The 20033-nt window shown below is 62.4% G+C and carries 15 protein-coding genes; 3 read left to right on the top strand and 12 right to left on the bottom strand.

Translation table 11 applies throughout. From position 1 onward, the window contains the following. The first annotated feature begins 156 nt into the window (after positions 1-156). Positions 157-324: a hypothetical protein gene (locus WKV53_RS21295; protein ID WP_341406826.1), complete on the top strand. Its 168-nt coding sequence runs from the start codon at positions 157-159 to the stop codon at positions 322-324. 36 nt (positions 325-360) lie between these two features. On the opposite strand, the gene WKV53_RS21290 is transcribed toward WKV53_RS21295, so the two are convergent. From WKV53_RS21290 to WKV53_RS21270, 5 genes are all read right to left on the bottom strand, one after another. Next, complete coding sequence (locus WKV53_RS21290) at positions 361-969, bottom strand: flavin reductase family protein (protein WP_341406825.1); 609 nt, start codon at positions 967-969, stop codon at positions 361-363. Between the two features lie 49 nt (positions 970-1018). After that, positions 1019-1660: an HD domain-containing protein gene (locus tag WKV53_RS21285; RefSeq protein ID WP_341406824.1), complete on the bottom strand. Its 642-nt coding sequence runs from the start codon at positions 1658-1660 to the stop codon at positions 1019-1021. A gap of 59 nt (positions 1661-1719) precedes the next feature. Next, entirely contained in the window at positions 1720-3243 is a 1524-nt protein-coding gene (locus WKV53_RS21280; protein ID WP_341406823.1) for a PKD domain-containing protein, read from the bottom strand. Between the two features lie 129 nt (positions 3244-3372). Beyond that, positions 3373-5343, bottom strand: coding sequence for a transketolase (tkt, locus tag WKV53_RS21275; protein ID WP_341406822.1), 1971 nt, complete (start codon positions 5341-5343; stop codon positions 3373-3375). 233 nt (positions 5344-5576) lie between these two features. Then, complete coding sequence (locus WKV53_RS21270) at positions 5577-6587, bottom strand: NHL repeat-containing protein (protein ID WP_341406821.1); 1011 nt, start codon at positions 6585-6587, stop codon at positions 5577-5579. Between the two features lie 158 nt (positions 6588-6745). On the opposite strand from WKV53_RS21270, the gene WKV53_RS21265 reads away from it, so the two are divergent. Beyond that, positions 6746-7315 carry a hypothetical protein gene (locus WKV53_RS21265; RefSeq protein ID WP_341406820.1) on the top strand — a complete coding sequence of 190 codons (570 nt, stop codon included), beginning with the start codon at positions 6746-6748 and terminating at the stop codon, positions 7313-7315. A gap of 27 nt (positions 7316-7342) precedes the next feature. On the opposite strand, the gene WKV53_RS21260 is transcribed toward WKV53_RS21265, so the two are convergent. The 4 genes from WKV53_RS21260 to WKV53_RS21245 are packed head-to-tail and all read right to left on the bottom strand — an operon-like array spanning position 7343 to position 11560. Further along, on the bottom strand, positions 7343-8422 hold the full coding sequence (locus WKV53_RS21260; protein WP_341406819.1) for a mannitol dehydrogenase family protein: 1080 nt from the start codon (positions 8420-8422) through the stop codon (positions 7343-7345). Positions 8423-8447: 25 nt separating this feature from the next. Beyond that, a complete protein-coding gene (locus WKV53_RS21255; RefSeq protein ID WP_341406818.1) occupies positions 8448-9935 on the bottom strand; it encodes a UxaA family hydrolase in 1488 nt (495 codons plus the stop codon). Beyond that, positions 9932-10573 carry a cyclase family protein gene (locus WKV53_RS21250; RefSeq protein ID WP_341406817.1) on the bottom strand — a complete coding sequence of 214 codons (642 nt, stop codon included), beginning with the start codon at positions 10571-10573 and terminating at the stop codon, positions 9932-9934. The genes WKV53_RS21255 and WKV53_RS21250 overlap by 4 nt, the downstream gene beginning before the upstream one ends. 27 nt (positions 10574-10600) lie before the next feature. Continuing rightward, a complete protein-coding gene (locus WKV53_RS21245) occupies positions 10601-11560 on the bottom strand; it encodes an aldo/keto reductase (protein ID WP_341406816.1) in 960 nt (319 codons plus the stop codon). 115 nt (positions 11561-11675) lie between these two features. Between WKV53_RS21245 and WKV53_RS21240 the strand changes: the two genes are divergently transcribed. Then, a complete protein-coding gene (locus WKV53_RS21240; RefSeq protein WP_341406815.1) occupies positions 11676-12542 on the top strand; it encodes an AraC family transcriptional regulator in 867 nt (288 codons plus the stop codon). An 82-nt stretch (positions 12543-12624) separates the two neighbouring features. Here WKV53_RS21240 and WKV53_RS21235 read toward each other — a convergent pair whose 3' ends face one another. The 3 genes from WKV53_RS21235 to WKV53_RS21225 form a co-directional block, all read right to left on the bottom strand. Continuing rightward, the gene (locus WKV53_RS21235; RefSeq protein ID WP_341406814.1) at positions 12625-16722 is read right to left on the bottom strand and encodes a beta strand repeat-containing protein; all 4098 of its coding nucleotides are present in this window, start codon (positions 16720-16722) and stop codon (positions 12625-12627) included. Positions 16723-16986: 264 nt separating this feature from the next. Further along, positions 16987-17610 carry a response regulator gene (locus WKV53_RS21230; protein ID WP_341406813.1) on the bottom strand — a complete coding sequence of 208 codons (624 nt, stop codon included), beginning with the start codon at positions 17608-17610 and terminating at the stop codon, positions 16987-16989. A 96-nt stretch (positions 17611-17706) separates the two neighbouring features. After that, positions 17707-19956 carry a sensor histidine kinase gene (locus tag WKV53_RS21225; RefSeq protein ID WP_341406812.1) on the bottom strand — a complete coding sequence of 750 codons (2250 nt, stop codon included), beginning with the start codon at positions 19954-19956 and terminating at the stop codon, positions 17707-17709. Positions 19957-20033 lie beyond the last annotated feature (77 nt).

The following is a 20033-nucleotide window of genomic DNA, read 5'->3' as shown; positions in this document are numbered from 1 at the left end:
CGCCGTTCGCTTCCGACCAAAGTCGGATGCGGCGCGCGCGGCCCCCGCTTCCGATTGCACCGAAAGTCCCATTCACGGATTCCCATTCGTTGAATAGAAAAAGGACGAAGCAAAGGTTCCTCCCTCATTCATCAAACCCCTCGATCGCCAAGGGTCATGAAATCGAAGCAAAAGAATTTCGCCGGCATCAGCATCGATCACGTGTTGATCGCCCTGCTCGTTGCCCTGCTCATCTCGATGATTGTGCGAGCACATTCACAGGCTAACGCCGAACAAGAAACCGGTCTGCACGTGTTCGACAGCTACGCGAAGGCTGCGCTCTGATAGGGCCCTAAGGAGCGTGGGCGTTCCGTCCACGAATCACAAGGACCGCGGCCTCGTCATCTCGAACAAATCCGCTGTGTGGCAGTACCAGTCCGGCACCGCCATCCGGCCAATGGGATGATACACCTCCTGCCGAATCCGGAGCTTCTCCGCATCGATCAGCTCGTTCCTCACGTGAACCCGATGGACAATTCCAAGCACCAACCGGTTCGAGCCGATCTCCTGAATCGAGTGAACCTTGCACTCCAGTGAAGCCGGAGCCGCAGCAATGCGCGGCACAGCCACTACCGAGGAAGCCACCAGCGTCAGCCCCTCATGCTCCGCTTCACTCACACCGGCAGGATGCGGCGCGGACGTGCGGTTCATCACCTCGGCAAGGCTTTCATCCACCAGGTGCACCACGAACTCCCCCGTCCGCTTCGCATTCCGGGCGCTGTCCTTCGGCGTGCCATCCTCTCGATCACCCGGCGCGAAAATCACCAGCGGCGGATCATCGCCGAAGACGTTGAAGAACGAAAACGGCGCCACATTGACGGTCCCGTTCTCATGCAGCGTCGTAACCCAAGCAATCGGCCGCGGCACCACCAGCCCGGCGAGAATCGGATAAGCGCGGTCTGCGTGGGTGCCTAGCAAGTCTAGTTCCATGGCTTCCGATGTCGTCCATTCGCGGCAGTGTGCAAGCCGATAGTGAGGATCATCCATCGAGCTGCCCACCCGAGGCCAGCAAATCGAGTTCTCTGGAGATGTTTTCGCGCGCTTTTTCCTCGCGAGGAATAAAGTGAGGCGTGCGGTAGATGGGCTTCTCCAAAAAGGACGCCATTACCTTCGCACGTCCGGCGCGAAACGCCTCGTCCGGCACATGCGCGTACTCACGTCGCACGGCCCTACGATAGGCATCGTAGACCACCCAGTCCGCCGAAAGGATGGCGAGGTCGATGTCCGCCATCAGCGCCTCACCTTCATTATCTGAACGCGGCAAACGGAAGTCGGTGGCGGAGATCAATCGGAAAATGGGGCTCCTTTCCTCTGATGCCAGCCACTCCGCAGTGGCCTCGTCGAACCAGACGATACTGGCTTCCTCGTTGTCCGATCGCGTCGGGTCATAGATCACGTCGTGAAACCAAATCGCGCCTTCCAGCGCGGAAGCCCCCTCTTCCGTGGCATCGAGTTCCGCCAGCGACGCGGCGATGTGGGTCAGGTTGTGATAGTGGCGGTGAGGCTCCTGATAGAGCGCTGAAAGAGCCGACCAAAGCTCTTCCGCTTCAGACTCCGATGCACCGCCTTTGCGACACCATCGAATGAAGCGGCCGGCGAGATCAGACTGGTCGAGTTCCATGAAGCCAGACGATGGGAGCGATTGAAATGCGTGTGATCAAGTGGAGATCCTCCACGACCTCAATCCAGCACCACCACCCGGTAGAACTGCTTGGCCCCCGACGCTCCCGTATGGGTCACCTGGAGCATGCCCCCTGTTCCCGGAACATTCGCGCCCACCGCTTGCCACGCACTGAGATCACCGCTCCGTTCCACGCGGTAATTGTGGCCGCTCACGCTTGGGAATGAGACACGGATGTCGCCGCCCACGCGCGTCACGGTCACTGGCAAGGTCACCTCGACCTTCACCGCGTCATAAGCCGGGGTGTGAACGCCATCCTTCGCGCTCAGCATGAGCGTGTAGGTGCCGGGCACGGGAAAGGTCGCTGTCGTGATCGCCTGGCTCGCGTTTCCAAAGGTGACCGTGGCAGGCCCGGAGTAGAGCTTCCACTGCACCGTCGACACCAAGGTGCTGGTGACTACGCCACTAAGGTTGGCATTGCTCCCCGTTGTCACGCTGACGTCGGGACCGGCATTCGCGGTAAGCGTCCCGGCCGAGCGAGGACCTTCGGTGGCACCGGTCGTCTGGATCACCTCGAAGTTGGTGACCAAGAGAGTCTTCAAATGGTTGAAGCAGCCCGAGGGATAGCGATCGTCCGGCGTGATCGAGATCGAAAAGAAACCGCCATTGTCCGCCACAAAGGCACCGTATTTCTTCAGCCCGAGCGCCACTGCTTTCTCTTGGATCGTCCAGCTCGTGGGGATCACGAAGTCCGCCTTCAAACGCAGCCGCTGGCCCATCGCGGGTGTGTTGGCGTCGGTCGTGTCTGGTTTGGAAGCGTGATGGGTCGCAGGATAAATATAGGCACGCCGGGTGTGCGCCACCACGATCCGCATGGCGTGCTCGACCATCCCGCGCTGGCACTCGTCGTAGCGCACCAGCGCCGGAAACATCGGCAAGCCCGCCGCATCACCAGAGGTCCAACCGGCGGGTCGAAGGGCATTCGAATTCAGGGAAAATTTCGCGCCGTTCGCCGCTTCCCATGAAGTCCCGATCCGCTTGGTCATCCACGTCTCCCAGATGAACCCGGAGCCCGGCTTCACGGTGATGGAATGGCGGTCGCTATCATCATCATCCGCCTGCCAATCCTCCAGCGTCATGCTGCCGGTCCCCGTCGGCCAGGTTTCCACCGGCAGGTTCGTGGGAATCGGATAGAGCCCGACCGGAATAGTGCCGCCGTCGAGATCCGACTCATCGTCATACTCGAAAAAGGAAATCGGGATCTTCGGCTGCGACTCGGGAACCAGCACGTAGTTCATCTCCTCGAACAGGCGCAAATTCTGCCGGTCCGAGGCCAACTCGCTGCCGATCTTCGTGATCATCTGCGGACTATTCGAAAGCACCGGCCGAGTGGAGATATCCTCATTCCAAGGATTGTCCCGCGGCATGATCTGCATCGCGGACACCACGGCGTCCGCCTGCGGGGTATTGAAGAGCACGGATTGAGTCACCGTGGGGACGTCGCCAAGGATGCGCCCCTCCTGATTGATCCGCTCCGCGCAGACCAATCCCGGTATCAGCAGCAGTCCCAATACTCGGCGCATGCTGACATTTTGCCCCACGGAAGAATCGGAGGCAAACCCTCGTTCCGGCCCCCTTGTGGCGGCCGTCTGCGACACGAAAAAAGCGCGCTCCCCGCGAGGAGAGCGCGCTTTGATCAAAAACAGGCCGGATTACAGCGCCTTCGCCGCGGCGACGACGTGGTCCTTGGTCATGCCAAGTTCCTTCATCACCGTATTGCCCGGGGCGCTGATGCCGAAGCGGTCGATGCCGAGCACCTTGCCGCCGAGGCCGACATACTTCCACCACAGGTCGGAGACACCGGCTTCGATGGCGATGCGCTTGGTGACCGCGGCGGGAAGCACGCTTTCCTTGTAGTCGGCACCCTGGCGGTCGAAGCGCTCGAAGCACGGGACGGAAACGACGCGGACGCCGTCCCCGAGTTCAGCCGCGGCAGCGATCGCGTGCTGCAGCTCGGAGCCGGAGCCCATGAGGATGAGCTTCAGGTCGCCGGTTTCCTTCTTCGCGATGTAGGCACCCTTGAGCACGCCTTCGCGACGCTCTTCGACGGACAGCTCGTTCATGAGCGGCACCGCTTGGCGGGTCAGGCTGAGCATCGTAGGGCCATCGTTGCGGAGCTGCGAGGCGACGAACGCACCGGCGGTCTCCTCGGCATCGGCCGGGCGGATCACGTCGAGATTCGGGATCACGCGCAGGCCGCTGACGGTTTCCACCGGCTGGTGGGTCGGGCCGTCTTCGCCGACACCCACGGAGTCGTGGGTGAAGATGTAGGTCACCGGCAGCTTCGAAAGCGCGGCAAGGCGGATCGACGGGCGGACGTAGTCGGCGAAGACCATGAAGGTCGCGCCGGACGCACGGAAGAGGCCGTCATAAGCGATGCCATTGCAGATGGCGCCCATCGCGTGCTCGCGGATGCCGAACCAAATATTGCGGCCGCCGGGGTTCTCAGCGGAGAAGTCGCCGCCATCCTTGATGTAGTTCTTGGTCGAGCCGTAAAGGTCAGCCGAACCGGTGATGAACTGCGGCACGGCCTTGGCCAGCGCCTGCACCACCACGCCACCCGCGCCGCGGGTCGCGTCCTTGTAGTCGGCGGCGAAGGCCGGGATCTTCGAGGAAAGATCGCTCGGCACGGAGCCATTCAGCTCGGCGGCGAGTTCCGGGTTCGCGGCAGTCCACGCGTCGAAGGTAGCCTTCCACGCATCGTAACCCTTCTTCGACTCGGCCTTCACGGCGGCGAAGTGGGCGTAGACTTCGTAGGAGACGTAGAAGTGCTGGTCAGCTGGCAGGCCGAGGGTCGCGCGGGCTTCATCGATGAACTTCGCGCCGCCTTCACCGTGCGCCGCGGCAGTGCCGGCGACCTGCGGGATGCCCTTTCCGATCAGGGTCTTGGCGATGATGACCTTCGGGCGGCCGTTCTTGTCGATCTTCGCCTTCTCGATCGCGGCGGCGATGGAGGCGAAGTCGTGGCCGTCGATGGTCACGGCATCCCACTGCTGGGACTTGAAATAAGCCTCCGCATCCTCGCCCTGGGTCTTCACGGCCATGGCGTCGAGGGTGACGTCATTGGAATCGTAAATGAGGATCAGGTTATCGAGGCCCACGTGGCCGGCGAAGGCGATCGCTTCCTTCGCGACGCCTTCCTGAAGGCAGCCGTCGCCGTGCAGGGCGAAGACGTGCTGGTCGAAGATGACGTGGTCGGCGGTGTTGAACTTCGCCGCGGCGCGCTTGCCGGAAAGGGCGAAGCCGACCGCATTGCCGATGCCCTGGCCGAGCGGGCCCGTGGTTGCTTCAACACCGACGGTTTCGAAGGACTCCGGGTGACCCGGGGTGTGGGAGCCGAGCTGGCGGAAGCGCTTCAGCTCATCCAGCGGTAGTGCGTAGCCGGAGAGGTGGAGCCACGTGTAGAGGAACATCGAGCCGTGGCCGGCGGAGAGGATGAAACGGTCGCGGTTGAGCCATTTCGGAGCGTCCGGATTCTGGCGGAGTGCGCCGCTGTAAAGGACGGCACCGATCTCCGCGCAGCCGAGCGGCAGGCCCAGGTGGCCGGAGTTGCAAGCATGGACGGCGTCCATGGCGAGGCCGCGGGCTTGGGTCGCGGCTTGGGAGAGGATGGCGGTATTCATTGGCGTTCTAGGATGTCGGACAGGGGGCGCAGGGTAGGGCGCGAAACCCCTCTGGCAAGCCGCAAGCGGGGCAGTATCCCGTGACAAATTCATGGTAGAAATGCGACACGCGCATTTCTGACCACCTCACGGGACAAACCTGTTCCAGCGGCTTCCAGATAGACCTCCAGACACAAAGAGGCCGGGATCCATCGACCCCGGCCTGAGGATTCAAAGCATTCTCCTGCCTTGGCTCAGAGCTTCTTCAACTTCGTCACCCGGCCACTGACATTCCAATCCTGCACGTAGAGATTGCCGTCCTTGTCGAACGTCAGGCCGTGCGGGGCGCTGAAAATGCCCGGCTTCAGTTGGTCGAACGGGACTTGGTTGGTCGCCCACTGCTTCTTGTCCGGATTGTCACCGAGGAAGGCGACCGGCGTGCCGGTCTTGTCGAGAATGGTCACCCGCGCTTCCAGCTCGGCCACCGCGCAGAAGTCACCGAGGATGGAAACAGTGCACGGCCGTCGCAGGTTCGTCGCGTAGACGCCGATCCATTTCCCATCGAGGTCGAAATGGACAATCCGGCGGTTTTCACGGTCGCAGACCAGCAACCGCGGTTCACCGAAGCGGGTGTCGATCGCCATCCCGTGGCTGCAGCTCGTCTGCCCGTCGCCATTCCCCTTCCCGCCGAAGGTTTTGATGCGCTTCCCCTTGGCATCGAACTTGTGGATGAACTGCGCGCCGTAGCCCATCGAGCAGAAGATATCGCCGTCTGGCGCCACGGTCACCGCGGTCAGACCATTCCAACCGCCCTGCACGTCACCGGCGGTCTCCTTGGAAATCTCGAGCAGGATCTTGCCCTCGGTATCGATCTTGCACACGCGCAGCGGCTTCGGACCGGTAAGCTGGGCACCGTAGATCACGGTCTTGCCACCTTCCTCACGCACCGCCATCGCATGGAAACCCGAGCACTCCGGTGCTATGGTCTTCTCCAGCTTCCCGTCCGGCTGATACACGAGAATGCCGTGCGGGGCATCGGTGGAAACGTAAATGAGCCCGGTCTTCGGATCGATCACTACGCCGCCATGAAGCGGCCCCAGGTTCTTGCCATCCGGCAGCTCGCCCCAATGCGGAATGGCCTCATACGACCACGCGCCATTGCCAGTGTGCACGGGAGCATCGACCTCCTTGCCCGGCTCAGTGCCATGATCAGGATGGGCGAAGGCCAGAGCAGGGAGAAGAAAAAGAAGAGCGACGGGTTTCATCGGATGCGAGTGAAGCGAATGGAGATTTTTTGGCAATGCCGCGATGGGGTGATGGCTTGCACCCATGACAGCGGGATGCATTTTACTCATCGGGATGGAGAATCTTGCGGGCAAAGCGAGGTTTTCGGCTATGGATTTGCATAGGGACTCGACTGACGATGAAAGAAGGTACGAACAACGGATGCAGCATTCAGAAACAGGCGATTGTGAGCGTCTTGATTGTCTGCGTCATCGCGGTATCGGCTATCGTCTTCGTGGCATCAAGGATACCTCGAATCGATCCTACCCTCACCGATCTCCCAGTTCTCGCTCAGGCGATCGAACGCTTCGAAAGCGAATATGGAAGACTCCCCAAGGCCTCCGCGTTGGATTTCGAAATGGAAGGCCCGGAAGCCGTCAAATTGATCACTGTCCTCTTGGGCAAAGAGCAAGGGGCACAGAGTGATATGCAAAACCCGCGCCAGATCGTTTTCCTTACCGGGCGAAATACCAAACACAAGGAGCAAGGGGGGATCGTTTACTCCTCCGGGAACAAAGCCGAGGGAATTTATGATGCCTGGGGCAATCCAGTGCGAGTCATCCTCCGACCACCTGGAAAGACAGCGATCACACTCTCATTTCGCGGGAAGCAGGTGGACTTCGATAGATCGGCCATCGCCTTATCCAGGGGCCCTGACCAGAAATGGGGAACTGAGGACGACTTGATGTCCGACAATGAGGCTCAGTGACGAATTCGCCGAGACAGGCCTGTTCGTTTATTGGGATTTCCCAAGAAGCTTCGACAGAAGCTCCGGCTCTCTGCCGAACTTGCTACGATACTCCTCGTAGGTCGGCAGCAGCCTCACCTTCACTTTCGCCTCATGATTGAGCGCGATGGCCGAGAGCTTGTGTTCCAGGAAGGGATTGCGGAAGCGATCCAGCGTCGCGCGCCCGAAGCCGATCGGATCATCCACCCGCCCCTCCAAAACCGGGACGATCTCTTCCACGAGCAATCGCTCCAACCACGGCCCCACCTCTGGATGCTCCACCGCCTCGCGAACCGTCTCGATGCCCATCGGCATCGCATGGCAGACCAGCGCGGAGTGCAGCCCATTCAGGATGCGGACCTTTCTCAAGTAATACGGCGTGATGTCCGGCGCGGTGACGATCGCCGGGTGCTTCAACGGAAACTCCCCCGCCGTCTCAATCGCCCAGAACGCAAACGGCTCGGCGGACAACAGCAGCGGATCCTTTCCTAACAACGGATGCTCCTTCGGCGCCCCCGGCACGATGCGATCGACGAGATTGTTCACCCACGAGCATCCATCCTTCAACCACGCCACGGCCTCCTGTGACACCTGCCAGCGAGCCGCCTGTTCTAGCACCAGTTCACGCAGCCGGTCGCCATTGTGCTCGATGAGTTCGCACGGCAGCACCATCACCCCGGGCAAACCAGCCGCATGCCGTGAAAGCAATACCGCCAAGAGCTTGGCCGGAAACGACCGCGGCACGCTCTCATTCGCCAAATCCGAATCATCCAGGGCGAAGCCTGCCTCGGTCGTATTGGAGACAATCCAGCGCAACTCCGGATCGCGCGCCGCATCAAGAACATGGTCCCACTGCGTGCCAGCATGGAGCGCCTCGCGGATCGAAATGACCTCCTCGGTCTCATCAATCACCCGGCCGCCAGCGAATCCTTGGATCGCCACGTGATACTTCCCATCCGCGCGATTCAACGCCTCGGCCCGCTCAATGCCGGTGGATTGAACGACGACGATGCGATCAAAGCCCGTCTGCGAAACGAACAGATCGACAAACGCGCGGAGAAAATTGCCGGCACCGAATTGGAGAATCATGGAGGAGAGACAGAAGATCGGGATTTCACAGCGTCACCCCTTGTTTCCAAATGGTGATCTCGCGGAAGCCATTGCGTTCATTCTTCGCCTCCTTGCCGGAAGCGACATCAAGGATGAGCGCCATCAAATCATCGGAAACCTGATCGGCCGAAGCGTCCGGCTCCAACAAACGCCCCGCATCAAAGTCGATCCACCCCGGCTTGCGCTCCGCAAGCGAATGATTCGAAGCAATCTTGAGCGTCGGCACCGGCACCCCCAGCGGCGTCCCCCGGCCAGTCGTGAAGAGAATCGCATGCGCTCCCGCGGCAGCCAAAGCGGTGCAGGAAACACCGTCATTGCCGGGCGCTTCCACGAGACACAACCCACCCAGCCCCTGCTTCGCCGCTTCGCCATAGCCCACCACCTGCTTTACCGGAGCGCGGCCGCCCTTCTGGATGCAACCCAGCGACTTCTCCTCCAGCGTGGTAATACCACCTTCTTTGTTCCCGGGCGAAGGATTCTCATGCACCGCCTCCCCATGCCGGCGGAAGTATTCCTTGAACTCATTCACCATCCCGAGCGCATCGTTGAAGGTCGCCTCGCTATCGCAGCGGCTGAAAAGCGGAGCCTCGGCGCCGAACATCTCCGGCACCTCTGTTAGAATGGCCGTGCCACCCCATGCCGAGATCCTCTCCGAAATCCGCCCTACCAATGGATTCGCCGTGATCCCGCTGAATCCATCGCTACCTCCACACTTCATCCCCAGCACCAGCTCACTCGCGGAAATCGGCTCACGCTTGAACTGCGAGGCGTAAGCAACCAACTCACGCACCGCAGTCAGCCCGTGCTCGATTTCATCCTGCACCTCCTGTGCATTGAAAAACTTCACCCGCTGCGGATCAAGCGTGCCAGCTTCAGCCAGGAAGGACTTCAGCGTGTTGTTCTCACACCCGAGGCCAAGAATCAGCACCGCCGCGGCATTCGGATGTCTCACCAATCCCGCGAGGATCTTGCGTGTGTGGCCCAAGTCGTCGCCGAGCTGCGAACAACCATAGGGATGGGTGAAGGCATGAATCCCATCAATCGCACCTCCGGCCGTCACAAACTCACGCGCGGCCAGATCAGCGATACGCTGGCTCGGCACATTCACGCAAGCCACCGTATTGACGATCCAGATCTCATTGCGCGTGGCAGCCCTGCCATCAGGCCGTCGATACCCCATGAAAGTCGGCACGTTGCCCGCTGAGGAAATCGAACTACTGGAACTCTCGTATCTCAGCTCCGTATCCTCCGCGAGCCCGGTGCGGACGTTGTGGACATGGACATGCTCACCCGCCGCAATCTCCTCGGTCGCCAGACCAATCGGAAACCCATACTTGATCACCGGCTCACCCGCATGAATCGCCCGCAGCGCCGCCTTGTGTCCCGCGGGAATGTCGGCGAACTCAAGCTGGCCATCGCACGTTCCCGCCGCGATCGCTTGTGGTGCCACCGCGACATTGTCGTCCGGATGAATGTGAACCAGAAGTTTCATGGATTCTTAAAGAGCACCGCCCGGCACGGCGAACCGGAAAACCCCGGCAACAACAGCGGCAGCGACATGAAGCTAGCCCCATCGGCAAACTCCTGCCACCCCTCGCGAAAGCACAGCTCCTCGATCACCCACACGCCATTCCCGAGAAGGATCTCATGCGTCGGCGTATTGTACGGCCCGGTGCCACCGATGGAGAAGTGATCGATACCCACCGCCGGAATCCCGCGATCCACAATCCACTGCGCCCCATCCGGCGCAAGGTAAGGCGAACCATGGATCCACTCATCCGTCTTCGCCCGCTTGTGACCCCAGCCGGTATTCAGCAGCAGGATCTTCCCCGCCTCTGCCCCGCGCAAATCATCCGGCCCGATCGGATGCCCGGCTGAAAGATGCGTGAGATCAAGAATGCAGCATTCGCCACAAAACGCCTCCAGCGGAAGCGCATCAATCGACGCTCCACCCGCGATCTTATGCAGCGGCGCATCCAGATGCGTGCCGGTATGCGACGCCATGTGAAACTCCTCCATCCGCCATCCATCAGCCGGATGATCCGCCGTCACGGGCAAGCTCACCGGCGGATGCACATGACAATTCGGGCATCCATCGAAGAGCGGTTGAGAGAGATCGAAGAAGCGCATGGGACTCTTTCCTGAAAACTAGCAAACTTATCCGAGAATCACATCCCGATGCTGCGGCAGCCCGCGGGTCCAATTGAAATTGTGGATCGGCTCAAGGATCTCCATCACCTCCGCCAGCAGCTGCGGATCACGCGGTGCTTCCAGATGCTCGATGTTCGCCCGGATGTTCTCCGGATTCGCAGATCCCACCAGCGTGCACGCGATCCGCTCGTCATCACAAGCGAACTGGATCGCTAGCCGCACAATATCCACGCCCTTCGCCCGGCAATGCTCCATCGCCTTCCGGCAACCTTCTTGGATCGCCGGTGTCGACGGATGCCATGAAGGCGCGCCGCGCTGCGTCAGCAGACCCATGCCCGTCGGCGAGGCATTGATGACCCCCACGCCCTTCTCCTGCAAATACGGAATCAAGTCGCCGAGCGAGGTATCGTTCAGCTCATAGTGACAGAAGGAGAGAATGGTCTCCACCACCCCCGGCTCCACCCGATCGAGGATAGGCGCGAAGATCTTCAGCGGCAGCCCGGTGATCCCGATGTGCCGCACGTATCCCTGCTTCTTCAGCTCCAGCAGCGTCGGTAGCGTCTCGTTCACGATCACATCGTGGTCCGCGAATTCGATGTCGTGGCACTGGATCAAATCCACATAATCCACACCCAGCCGCTTCAGGCTGTGCTCCACACTCCGCTCCGTGCTCGCCTTTGAGAAATCATAGTCACCGCGCGGCTCGGAGTAGCTGCCGATCTTCGTTGCCAGCAGATACGACTCCCTCGGCACCCCTTCCAGCGCCCGGCCCAGCCGCAGCTCCGCCAGAGTCTCGCCATACGACGGCGAGACATCGATGAAATTCATCCCGCCCTCCAGCGCCGCCTGAACCGTGGCCACACAATCAGCCAGCGAGACTTCACGGAAGACAGACCCCAGCGACGACGCGCCGAAGCCGAGGACGGGAACTTGGAGGCCGGTGGAACCGAGCGGACGGGTTTTCATCGATAAAGGGTCAGACGCACAGCATGGGTCCGCCCGCGGCGGCGTGGCCATGGCGGATCTTGATCAATCCATGACGATCCTTGACCCGAAAATCAGGCAAAGCATCTTGAAAATCGTGAATCGGACTGCCGCTGAACCACCATCCTTTGTCTCCCGGCAAGTCACGGAAGCACGCCGCTTCTACCTGAATCTCAATCCGCCCCCCGGGCCGAAGCTCACCGTCGTCTGCGGCGGCTGGGAAGCATGCGCCCCGGATTTCCGCGTCGAGCGCACCGACTTTCCCTTCTTTTGCCTCGAGTTCGTCACCGGTGGCACGGGAACGCTGACACTTGCCGGAAAGCAATGGCCGCTGGCCCGCGGCGCTGTCTTCTCCTACGGCCCCGGCCGCGCCCACCGCATCGAAAGCAATCCCGCCGATCCCCTGCGGAAGTACTTCCTCGACTTCACCGGCCGTGAAGGCATCGGCCTGCTGCGTGCCGCCAGCCTCGCGCCCGGCGCTTGCCGCCTCGCGGGAAATCCCGAGGAGGTCGAACAAGCCTTCGAGTCGCTTCTCGAAACCGGCCGCCGCGCCGGTCCGCAGGCCGCACGCATCGCCGCCCTGCAAGCGGAAGTCCTGCTACTGACTCTGGGCGAATCCGTCGTCACAGACAGTAGCCACGAGCAATCCTTCCAGACCTACCTGAAATGCCGCGCCTGCATTGAAGAACGCTTCCTGGAATTCACCACCGCCGCCCAAGTCGCCGCCGCCTGCCATCTCTCGCCTGCTTACCTCTCCCGACTCTTCGCCCGCCACGGTCACGAATCGCCCTACCACGCCCTGCTCCGCTGCCGCATGCGCCACGCCGCCGCCCTGCTCGATGCCGGACAGATGATCGTCCGCGAAGTCGCCGAAGCCCTCGGCCTCGATCCCTTCCACTTCTCTCGCGTCTTCAAGCGCGTCCACGGCGTGTCGCCTGCGGAGTTTCTGAAGCGGAGAGCATGAATAAAAAAGCACCGGCCCTCGCGGACCGGTGCCCTTTCTCCAGGACGAAAGAACCCACTAAACGTCTTGCTGAAATCAGACCTCAATCCTCCACCGCGCTGACCCGCACGAACTTCCGCGGCCCGGCGATCGGCACCGTGGCTTCCATGCGATCATAGCTGGACGGGACACCGCTTTGATCGCCGGCGACCGCGGGAACGACCCCGCTCACCGTCCATGGATTCACCATCGTGGTGCTCTCCTGCAGCTGATAGACACCGCCGCTTTCCAGCTGGTTCCACCGCACGATGAGATTCGATCCCACCACCGTGCTGTGCACCAACGCGCCATCACCGGTGATCGGCGAGGTGCCGAAGAGATATTCCAGGTCATTGGTAAAACCGTCGCCATCCGGATCATCCGCACGGTCTCGGTCAGCCGGATTCGCAATCTGGCTGGCCCAAGTATCATAAGGATCGGCACCTCCAGGTCCGGTCAGCACATTGAGACGACCCGTCCCCGTGATCCGCGGACTGGTATTCGGTGCTCCGGACCCCACCGAGCCCCACACACCGATGGAAGCGGGCACTCCACCGAGAGTGAGAGCGGCCACCGTGTCCGTCGCACCATGGACCAGATTCAGCGTGGCACCCGCGGCGATGCTCACCCCGGAGCCATCCGGCAAGCTGGCAGCACCGAGCATCAGCTCACCTTCGAGAATCGTAGTACTACCGGTATAGGAGTGGGTGGCATCCAGGAACAGGGTTCCCGCGCCCCTCTTGGTCAAGCCGCCGTCGACCGCAGGCTCGGTAGCCGTGTGCGCCACCGTCGCGGCGGCACCCGTGCCACCGCCACCGCTGAAGACAAGCGTCGGCGCGCTGTTGTAGTTCTGCACGCCGCCCAGGGTCACGCCAGTCACCGCCCCGCCGGAAATCGTGGCGACGGCATTTGCGCCGAAGCCTCCACCACCCACGACCGTGACCGTGGGCGCGGTGGTGTAGCCGGTGCCGCCATTGGTCAAGGTGACCGCGAGCGTTCCATTGGTCGAGTGAACGAGAGGCTGGCCGGAGGTGATGCCGTGGCCATTGGTATCGATGGTGACCCCTCCGCTGCGGATCTCCGCGCGACTGAGGCTTTCGATCCATTGTCCGCTGTCAGCCCCGGCTTTCATCGTGGTGCCATCGAAGCTGAGGATGCTCAGGTTCGCAGCGTTCGCGGTATCTCCCGCGATCCCCCGGCCGGTGGTGGTGATGGTCAAGGTGCCGCCACCCAGGTTGAGGCAGGCAGAGGCTTTGGTCGTGCCGCTGGCACCGCCGCTTGCCATCAGCACCGCGGTGCCATTGTCCGTGCTGGTGATCGTGCTGCTACCCGCATTGCCGATCGTCACGAACCCGTAAGCTTGACCGCTGGTATTTCCCGCATAGCGGGAGATCACCACCGGTGTGCCCGCGCCCTCGATGTCGAGATGATTGGACGAGCTGGTCCCCAGGGTCAGCGTGCCGAACACGGAGGTGGAAGCGCTGCTCGCATTGATGTCGCCCACGATCAGGCTGCTCAGCGCACCGGTGAAAGTTCCCGGCGCGAAGTTTGCGGTGCCGCTCCAGCTGCCACTGCCGCCTGCAACGGGGGTGTTCCCCACCTGCATCGCCGTGCGCCCGCCGTCCGGCCCCGCGAGATCGATGGTGGAACCTGCCCCCGCCGTCAGGAAGCCGCGGCCCTTGCCGTGACCCACTTGGAGCACCGGCGTGCGCACCGTGGCCGTGCCACCCGCACCTGTGGTAATCGTCGAGTTGACGTTATTGAAGGTGTTGTTGCTGTCCGCGATGACAATGTCCGTGTGTGCGAGGATCGAGGAATTCGCCGGCAGCGAGAGGTTTCCTCCAGCAGTGCCAGCACCAATGGTGGTGCCCAAACGCAAGGTGGACACCTCCATCGCGAAACTGTCCGCCGCCGAGGCATCAAACGTGCCGAGCGAATTCGTCGCGCCGGTGCAGACCCCGAGATTCACCGCGCCAAGGCCATTCAAATCGGACAGCGACAGGCTGAAATCCTTGCCCGCGCCGATCACCAGCGTGCCGCCGCTGTTGTTGAGACCCACATCGAGTGAACCTTTCAAGTCCACGTCGTTCCCCAGCGTCAGCTTGTTCGCCCCGCGTTTCGCGAAGGCACCCATCTGCGTCAGCGAACTCGTATAGGTCTGATCCGCGCCGGCATTCGCGGTATCGAGAATGAGCGGATGATAGGTCCCCAGAAACGTGCCATTCGTGCGATACGTCTCAAGCTGGGCCAGCGTAAACTCACCCGCGCCGCCGACATTCATGCCAAGCCCGCCGAACTCACCCACCGAAAGCCGCCCCGGTGTCGCGAAGCCCGGCAGCGACGCCGTCTTGCTGAAGAAAATCGTGCCGCCGAGAACCTTCGTGTTCCCCGTATAGCTATTCGTGGAAGTCAGCGTCAGGATGCCGGGATAGTCCTTCGTCAGGCCACCATCAGTAGCCGCACCGGCAGGATCATGGGTCAGGCCTTGGGGGACGGTGATGTTGGAATTGTTGCCCGTCGCGATGGTTAGCCCGCCATCGGAGATCCGCGCATTCGTGAGGTTCTGGATGAAGCCCGCGCTCGATGCACCTGAGATCAGCGTCGTGCCATTGAACTTCACCGTGCTGCTATTGAGCGGGTTCGGCGAGAGGTCGCCCGAGATCCCGGCGCCGGTGGTATTCAGCGTGAGGCTGCCCGGACCCAGGTTCAGGGTGCCCACTGCCCGCTGCGCGGTGATCGCGGAGCCGACGCTGGTGCCGATCAGGATCGCCGCGCTGTTGTTCGTCGAAGTGATCGAGCTGGAGAAGCCGAGATGACCGATCGTCAACGTGCCGGTGCCCACCCCAGTCGTACCTGCATCATACCGGCCGACTACCAGCGGGCTGCCCGAGGCGCTGAGATTGAAATCATTCTGGTCGCTATTGCCAAAGGTCACCGCACCAGTGGCATTGCCGCTGGAGTTTGCAGCCTTGCGACCGATCGACATCGCGGTGAGGTAGCCGTGGAAAGTGCCGCTGCCGAAGTCCGCCGTGCTGCTCCACGCGCCCGAGCCGGTCTGGTCATTGTGACCCACCCAGAATTCCGCACGCCCTCCGCTGACACCCGCCAGGTCGAAGGTCGAGCCGTTGCCCACCGTGAATGAGGCATTCGCCTTTCCCTGGCCGATGTGCATCAGCGGTGTATTGATCGCGGTGGTGCTGTTCGCAGGGATCGTGGCCGTCGCGATCGGCGTGTTAAAATTCCCCGCGCTGCGACCTACGGCAAACGTCGTAGTTGCCGTGATCGTGTTGCTTGCGGAGAGGTTCAGCGTGCCATCCCCCGAACTCGCGGAGCCGCCGTAGTTCACGCCCACGAAGAACTCGGTCACGTTGGCATTGAAACTCGATGCCGCGGAAAGATCGACCGCACCCACCGCGGTCGGACCGAGAACCGAACTATTGATCGATCCGATTCGGACCGCGCCGGTGCCGGTCCCCACGCTCAGGAAACTCCCTGCCTCGCCGGTGATCTTTCCACCCGCACCACCGCTTCCGGCGCTGCCATTGTTGAAGCCGACCAAAAGCGACTCCAGCGAAGTCGATCCCCCGATCGACATCTGGCTGGCACCCGTCTTCGTCAGCGTTCGGCCCGCGCCATTCACGCCGCCGGAAAACTTGAACGCGGCCGTGCCCGCGCCAGTGAAGGTCGCATCACTAGCCAGCGTGAGGATGGGATTCACCTGATAGGTCAGGCTCGATCCTCCCGAAAGCGCATTGAGATTCACGATCGGCGTCGCAACATCCGTCGCCAGCGTGAGCCCCGTCGCAGATCCCCCGGCATTCACCGTGATCGTGCCACCGCCCGTGGCCGGCCCGGTGCCTTGCAGATCCAGGATGTTCAGCAGGAACTCGCCGGAAACATCATCCGTGTTCGCATTCACCAGCGAATTGCCGAGCACGGTCGTATTGTCGCCGACAAAGGTCAGCCGCGTGGTCGCAGCACTGGCTGGCGCAACATCCCAATGAGTCCCAGCCGACCAAAGGTCAGCGGTTCCAGAAGCAGGCGTGTAAATGGAGGTCGCAGCAAAAGCCGGTGCAATCGTCGCGAACGTGGCAAGAGCCGCAAGCTGGAGAGCAAGACGGCGGGAAGAGCTAGAGCTCGGGTATTGGGTCGGGTACGACATGGGTTTTGGAGGGCTGAGTTGGCTTCTTCGGGAGCGAGCAGCCGGACTTGCGACGGGCACTTCGCAAGAGGGTATCCGGCAGGAAGACGGGCTTACCCGCATCAGTCCCAAGCCAATTCCATCCGCAGGATTTCCACTATCCCTCCCCGGAGGGATTATTCGCCTCGTCTCTTCGTAGGCGCGGTGGTGAGAACGCGAGAAGCAAGGGTAACGTCCGCCTCTCCGGTAGCTTCACGCGGTGTCACCACCGCGCCCACGAAGACATCACCTCCCCTTCTCCACCGTGATAATCCCCATCTCGTACGCCCGCGAAACCGCCTCTGCCTGACCCGCCACACCGAGCTTCTGGAAGATCGCCTTCAGGTGACTCTTCACCGTGTGCTTGCTGATCCCCAGCACCACACCCAGCTCTTCCGCCGAAAGACTCCGCCCCAGCTGCCGCAACACCTCCAGCTCCCGCGCGGACAAGGTCACATCCCCCTCATCCGGCACCGCATCATCTTCGAAATACAAGCCGCCCCGAATCACCGTATCGATCGCCTTCAGCAGCGCATCCCGCTTCGCCGTCTTGCAAATGTACCCGCGCGCTCCGGTCCGCCGCGCCAAATAGATCTCCGGCCCCGTCGCCCCTGCCGATAGAATCAAGACCCGCATCTCCGGCCAACGCGCCAGCACTGTATCCAGCACATTGAAGCCATCAAACCCCGGCATCCGCAGGTCTAACAAAATCAAATGCGGCCGCGACTCCTCCAGCACCTGCATCGTCTCATCCCGCGACGCCGCTGTTAGAATGCTTTCGAAACGCGGGTCCACCGAGAGCATCGCCTCGAGGCCCTCCCTCACCATCGCGTGATCATCCACGATCAGCAGCCGGATCTTTCCGTCCATGCCAAGGCCTGACCTCCCGCGCCCGGGACGTCCATCCCTCCCGCGGGTAGTTTTTCGCTCGTTTTCGTCCCCTGCCATATCGCTCGCCCCCTTCGCTCAAGCTCCCGTTTCCCCCGCCCCAGGATGCCCGCCCTTCCCCGTATTCGTCAGCAGCGCCTCCGCCGCCGTCCGGCTCACCTGGCAAACAATGAGAGTCCCATTCCCCGGATGGCTCGTCACCTTCAGCTGACCGCCCAGCCACTTCATCCTGAGCCGCATCGATTCCAGCCCGTGGTGCCCCTGCCGCGTCCCCGGTGCCTGCTCCGGATCGAAGCCCCGCCCGTTGTCGCGGATCGCCATCTCGAATCGCTCCGGGAAATAGTGCAGCGTCACCTTCACCGCAGACGCCTTCCCGTGCTTGCACGCATTCCCCACCGCCTCCTGCATCAGCATGAGGAGACTCCCCATCACCTGCCGCGAGAGACTGTAAGGCTCGCCCTCCACCTCCACCGTCACCAGCCCCTTCGGCCAATGCTCCACCGTGCCCGCCGCATGCCTTAGCAAGGCCGCGAAGTCATCCTCCTCCGCATCGTCCACCTGCTTCAGCCCCCAGATGCACTCGCGCAATCCCGATTGCGCCCGCGTCAGCGCCCCGTGCGCCGCCGTCAATTGATCCTTCGCGCTCGCCGGCCCCTCGCCCATCCGCGCCGCCGCCGCTTCCATCCGATACGCCGCACTCACCAGCAGCTGCTGAAGGCCATCGTGCATGTCCGCCGCCAGCCGATGCCGCTCTTCCCGCGCCGCATGAAACTCCAGCTCGGAATCCCGGTGCAGCCGCATCACCTCCTCCAACCGCCGCGTCCTCCGTTTCAAGACACGCCGCAGCGCGATGTTCGACGCCACCGCTAGCGCAAGTACGAGACCCACCGTAATTAAGACCGCCTGCAATCGCCCCGCCGTCCACCACGGCGGCGACTTCAGCACCACCATGTCCTCCGGCGAACGCAGCCACAGCCGGAATCCCGTGATCCCGATCAAATCCAGCTTCGGCGTCTTCTCCGCGAAGGTCAGGTCGCACAAGCCCGTGAAACGCACCTCCGCCCCCGGCACCAGCTTCTCCCGGAGCGCCGTCGGCACCGCCGCGCCGCTCGATGCCAGCACCGCCGCGAACGCCTGCCCGTCCGACTCCGCGATCACCCCCAGCCCGCCCTTTTCATCCAACGCCTCCACCCGCCTCACGTGCGTCACCAGGCTCACCAGCCGCCCATCGTAATCCGCCAACGCCACCCGCCGCGAGGAATCGCGGAACTGCGGCTGCAGGATCCCCGTCGCCTCGATCGTCTCCGGCGGCGGCACCTCCGCCCGGCCCGTCTTCTTCACCACCGCGCCATTCAGCGCCGCCAGCGTCCGCGTCGTATCCACGAAGGCCGCCACCTCCACCACATCCCCCACGGCCACCTCCGCCTCCAGCGAATTCACCCGCACCCCCGTCGCCCCGTCCTGCAGGAAAAAGAACTCCCCCGGCATCGCGAACGTCACCACCCCGCCCGTCACCACCCGGTGATACGGATTCGCATCCGGTGAGAACTTCCGCAGGTTCCCCAGCGGCACCCGCGTCGATTGGAAGGGATCCGCAGGCGCCGGCCGCATCACCTGGAAATCGTCCCGCCCGTTCGTGCTCAGCTTCAGCGCCGTCAATTGCGACCGCAGGTTGAAGAGCGGCGTCAACGCCCCGCGCACCCGCACCCGCGCATCGATCAGCTGCTCGCGATCCAGCTCCGTCCCCCGCTCCACATCCACCCGGCACACATGCCCTCCCGTCACCATCATCGCCGAGGCCACCCCCGCGCCATCCGGCTTCGTCACCTCCTGCACCACCCCCTCCACCTCCACCGGCTGCGCATCCCTGCTCCCCGAAAGCAACTCCTCCACCGGCAATCTCAACGGCTCCGGCAACGGCGCCGTCCCCAATGGCTCCAACGCCTCCGCTACCACCACCGGCGCATACCCGCCCGGCCCCGTCTTCCCCTTCACCCTCACCAAGGTCCCCGGCTCACACACCGGCGGCTCCGGCGCCAAACCCCGCTCCCACAGCGAACTCATCCCCAGCAACGTCACCCAAACCGCCGTCTCCCCATCATGAACGATGATCGCATGATTCCGCCGCGCACTCCGCCAAGTCACCACCCCCTTCAAGTCCACCGCCCGGCCCTCCGCTGCTTTCTCCGAGGGCAAAGAACGAATCGCTGCCGCCCTCGTCAGGACTACGGGTTCAGAGTTAGCACCCGCCGGCTGCGCACCAACATCCTGCGCCACACCCATCCGAGCCGCCGCCAGCAATACCATCGCTGCGAAGAACAAACGCATCGCTATGGTCATTTCACTGCTACCTCTCGGTGCGATCAATCGGCAAATTCAGTTCCCTTTGCAAGGGTCAACCTTTT

Source organism: Luteolibacter sp. Y139 (assembly GCF_038066715.1).
Lineage (GTDB): Bacteria > Verrucomicrobiota > Verrucomicrobiia > Verrucomicrobiales > Akkermansiaceae > Haloferula > Haloferula soli.
This window is presented reverse-complemented; position numbering and strand designations above follow the sequence as displayed.

Excerpts from the sequence above, each read along its gene's own strand:
- WKV53_RS21295 (WP_341406826.1), top strand. The coding sequence starts at position 157 with ATGAAATCGAAGCAAAAGAATTTCGCCGGCATCAGCATCGATCACGTG.
- WKV53_RS21290 (WP_341406825.1), bottom strand. The coding sequence starts at position 969 with ATGGAACTAGACTTGCTAGGCACCCACGCAGACCGCGCTTATCCGATT.
- WKV53_RS21285 (WP_341406824.1), bottom strand. The coding sequence starts at position 1,660 with ATGGAACTCGACCAGTCTGATCTCGCCGGCCGCTTCATTCGATGGTGT.
- WKV53_RS21280 (WP_341406823.1), bottom strand. The coding sequence starts at position 3,243 with ATGCGCCGAGTATTGGGACTGCTGCTGATACCGGGATTGGTCTGCGCG.
- tkt (WP_341406822.1), bottom strand. The coding sequence starts at position 5,343 with ATGAATACCGCCATCCTCTCCCAAGCCGCGACCCAAGCCCGCGGCCTC.
- WKV53_RS21270 (WP_341406821.1), bottom strand. The coding sequence starts at position 6,587 with ATGAAACCCGTCGCTCTTCTTTTTCTTCTCCCTGCTCTGGCCTTCGCC.
- WKV53_RS21265 (WP_341406820.1), top strand. The coding sequence starts at position 6,746 with ATGAAAGAAGGTACGAACAACGGATGCAGCATTCAGAAACAGGCGATT.
- WKV53_RS21260 (WP_341406819.1), bottom strand. The coding sequence starts at position 8,422 with ATGATTCTCCAATTCGGTGCCGGCAATTTTCTCCGCGCGTTTGTCGAT.
- WKV53_RS21255 (WP_341406818.1), bottom strand. The coding sequence starts at position 9,935 with ATGAAACTTCTGGTTCACATTCATCCGGACGACAATGTCGCGGTGGCA.
- WKV53_RS21250 (WP_341406817.1), bottom strand. The coding sequence starts at position 10,573 with ATGCGCTTCTTCGATCTCTCTCAACCGCTCTTCGATGGATGCCCGAAT.
- WKV53_RS21245 (WP_341406816.1), bottom strand. The coding sequence starts at position 11,560 with ATGAAAACCCGTCCGCTCGGTTCCACCGGCCTCCAAGTTCCCGTCCTC.
- WKV53_RS21235 (WP_341406814.1), bottom strand. The coding sequence starts at position 16,722 with ATGTCGTACCCGACCCAATACCCGAGCTCTAGCTCTTCCCGCCGTCTT.
- WKV53_RS21230 (WP_341406813.1), bottom strand. The coding sequence starts at position 17,610 with ATGGACGGAAAGATCCGGCTGCTGATCGTGGATGATCACGCGATGGTG.
- WKV53_RS21225 (WP_341406812.1), bottom strand. The coding sequence starts at position 19,956 with ATGCGTTTGTTCTTCGCAGCGATGGTATTGCTGGCGGCGGCTCGGATG.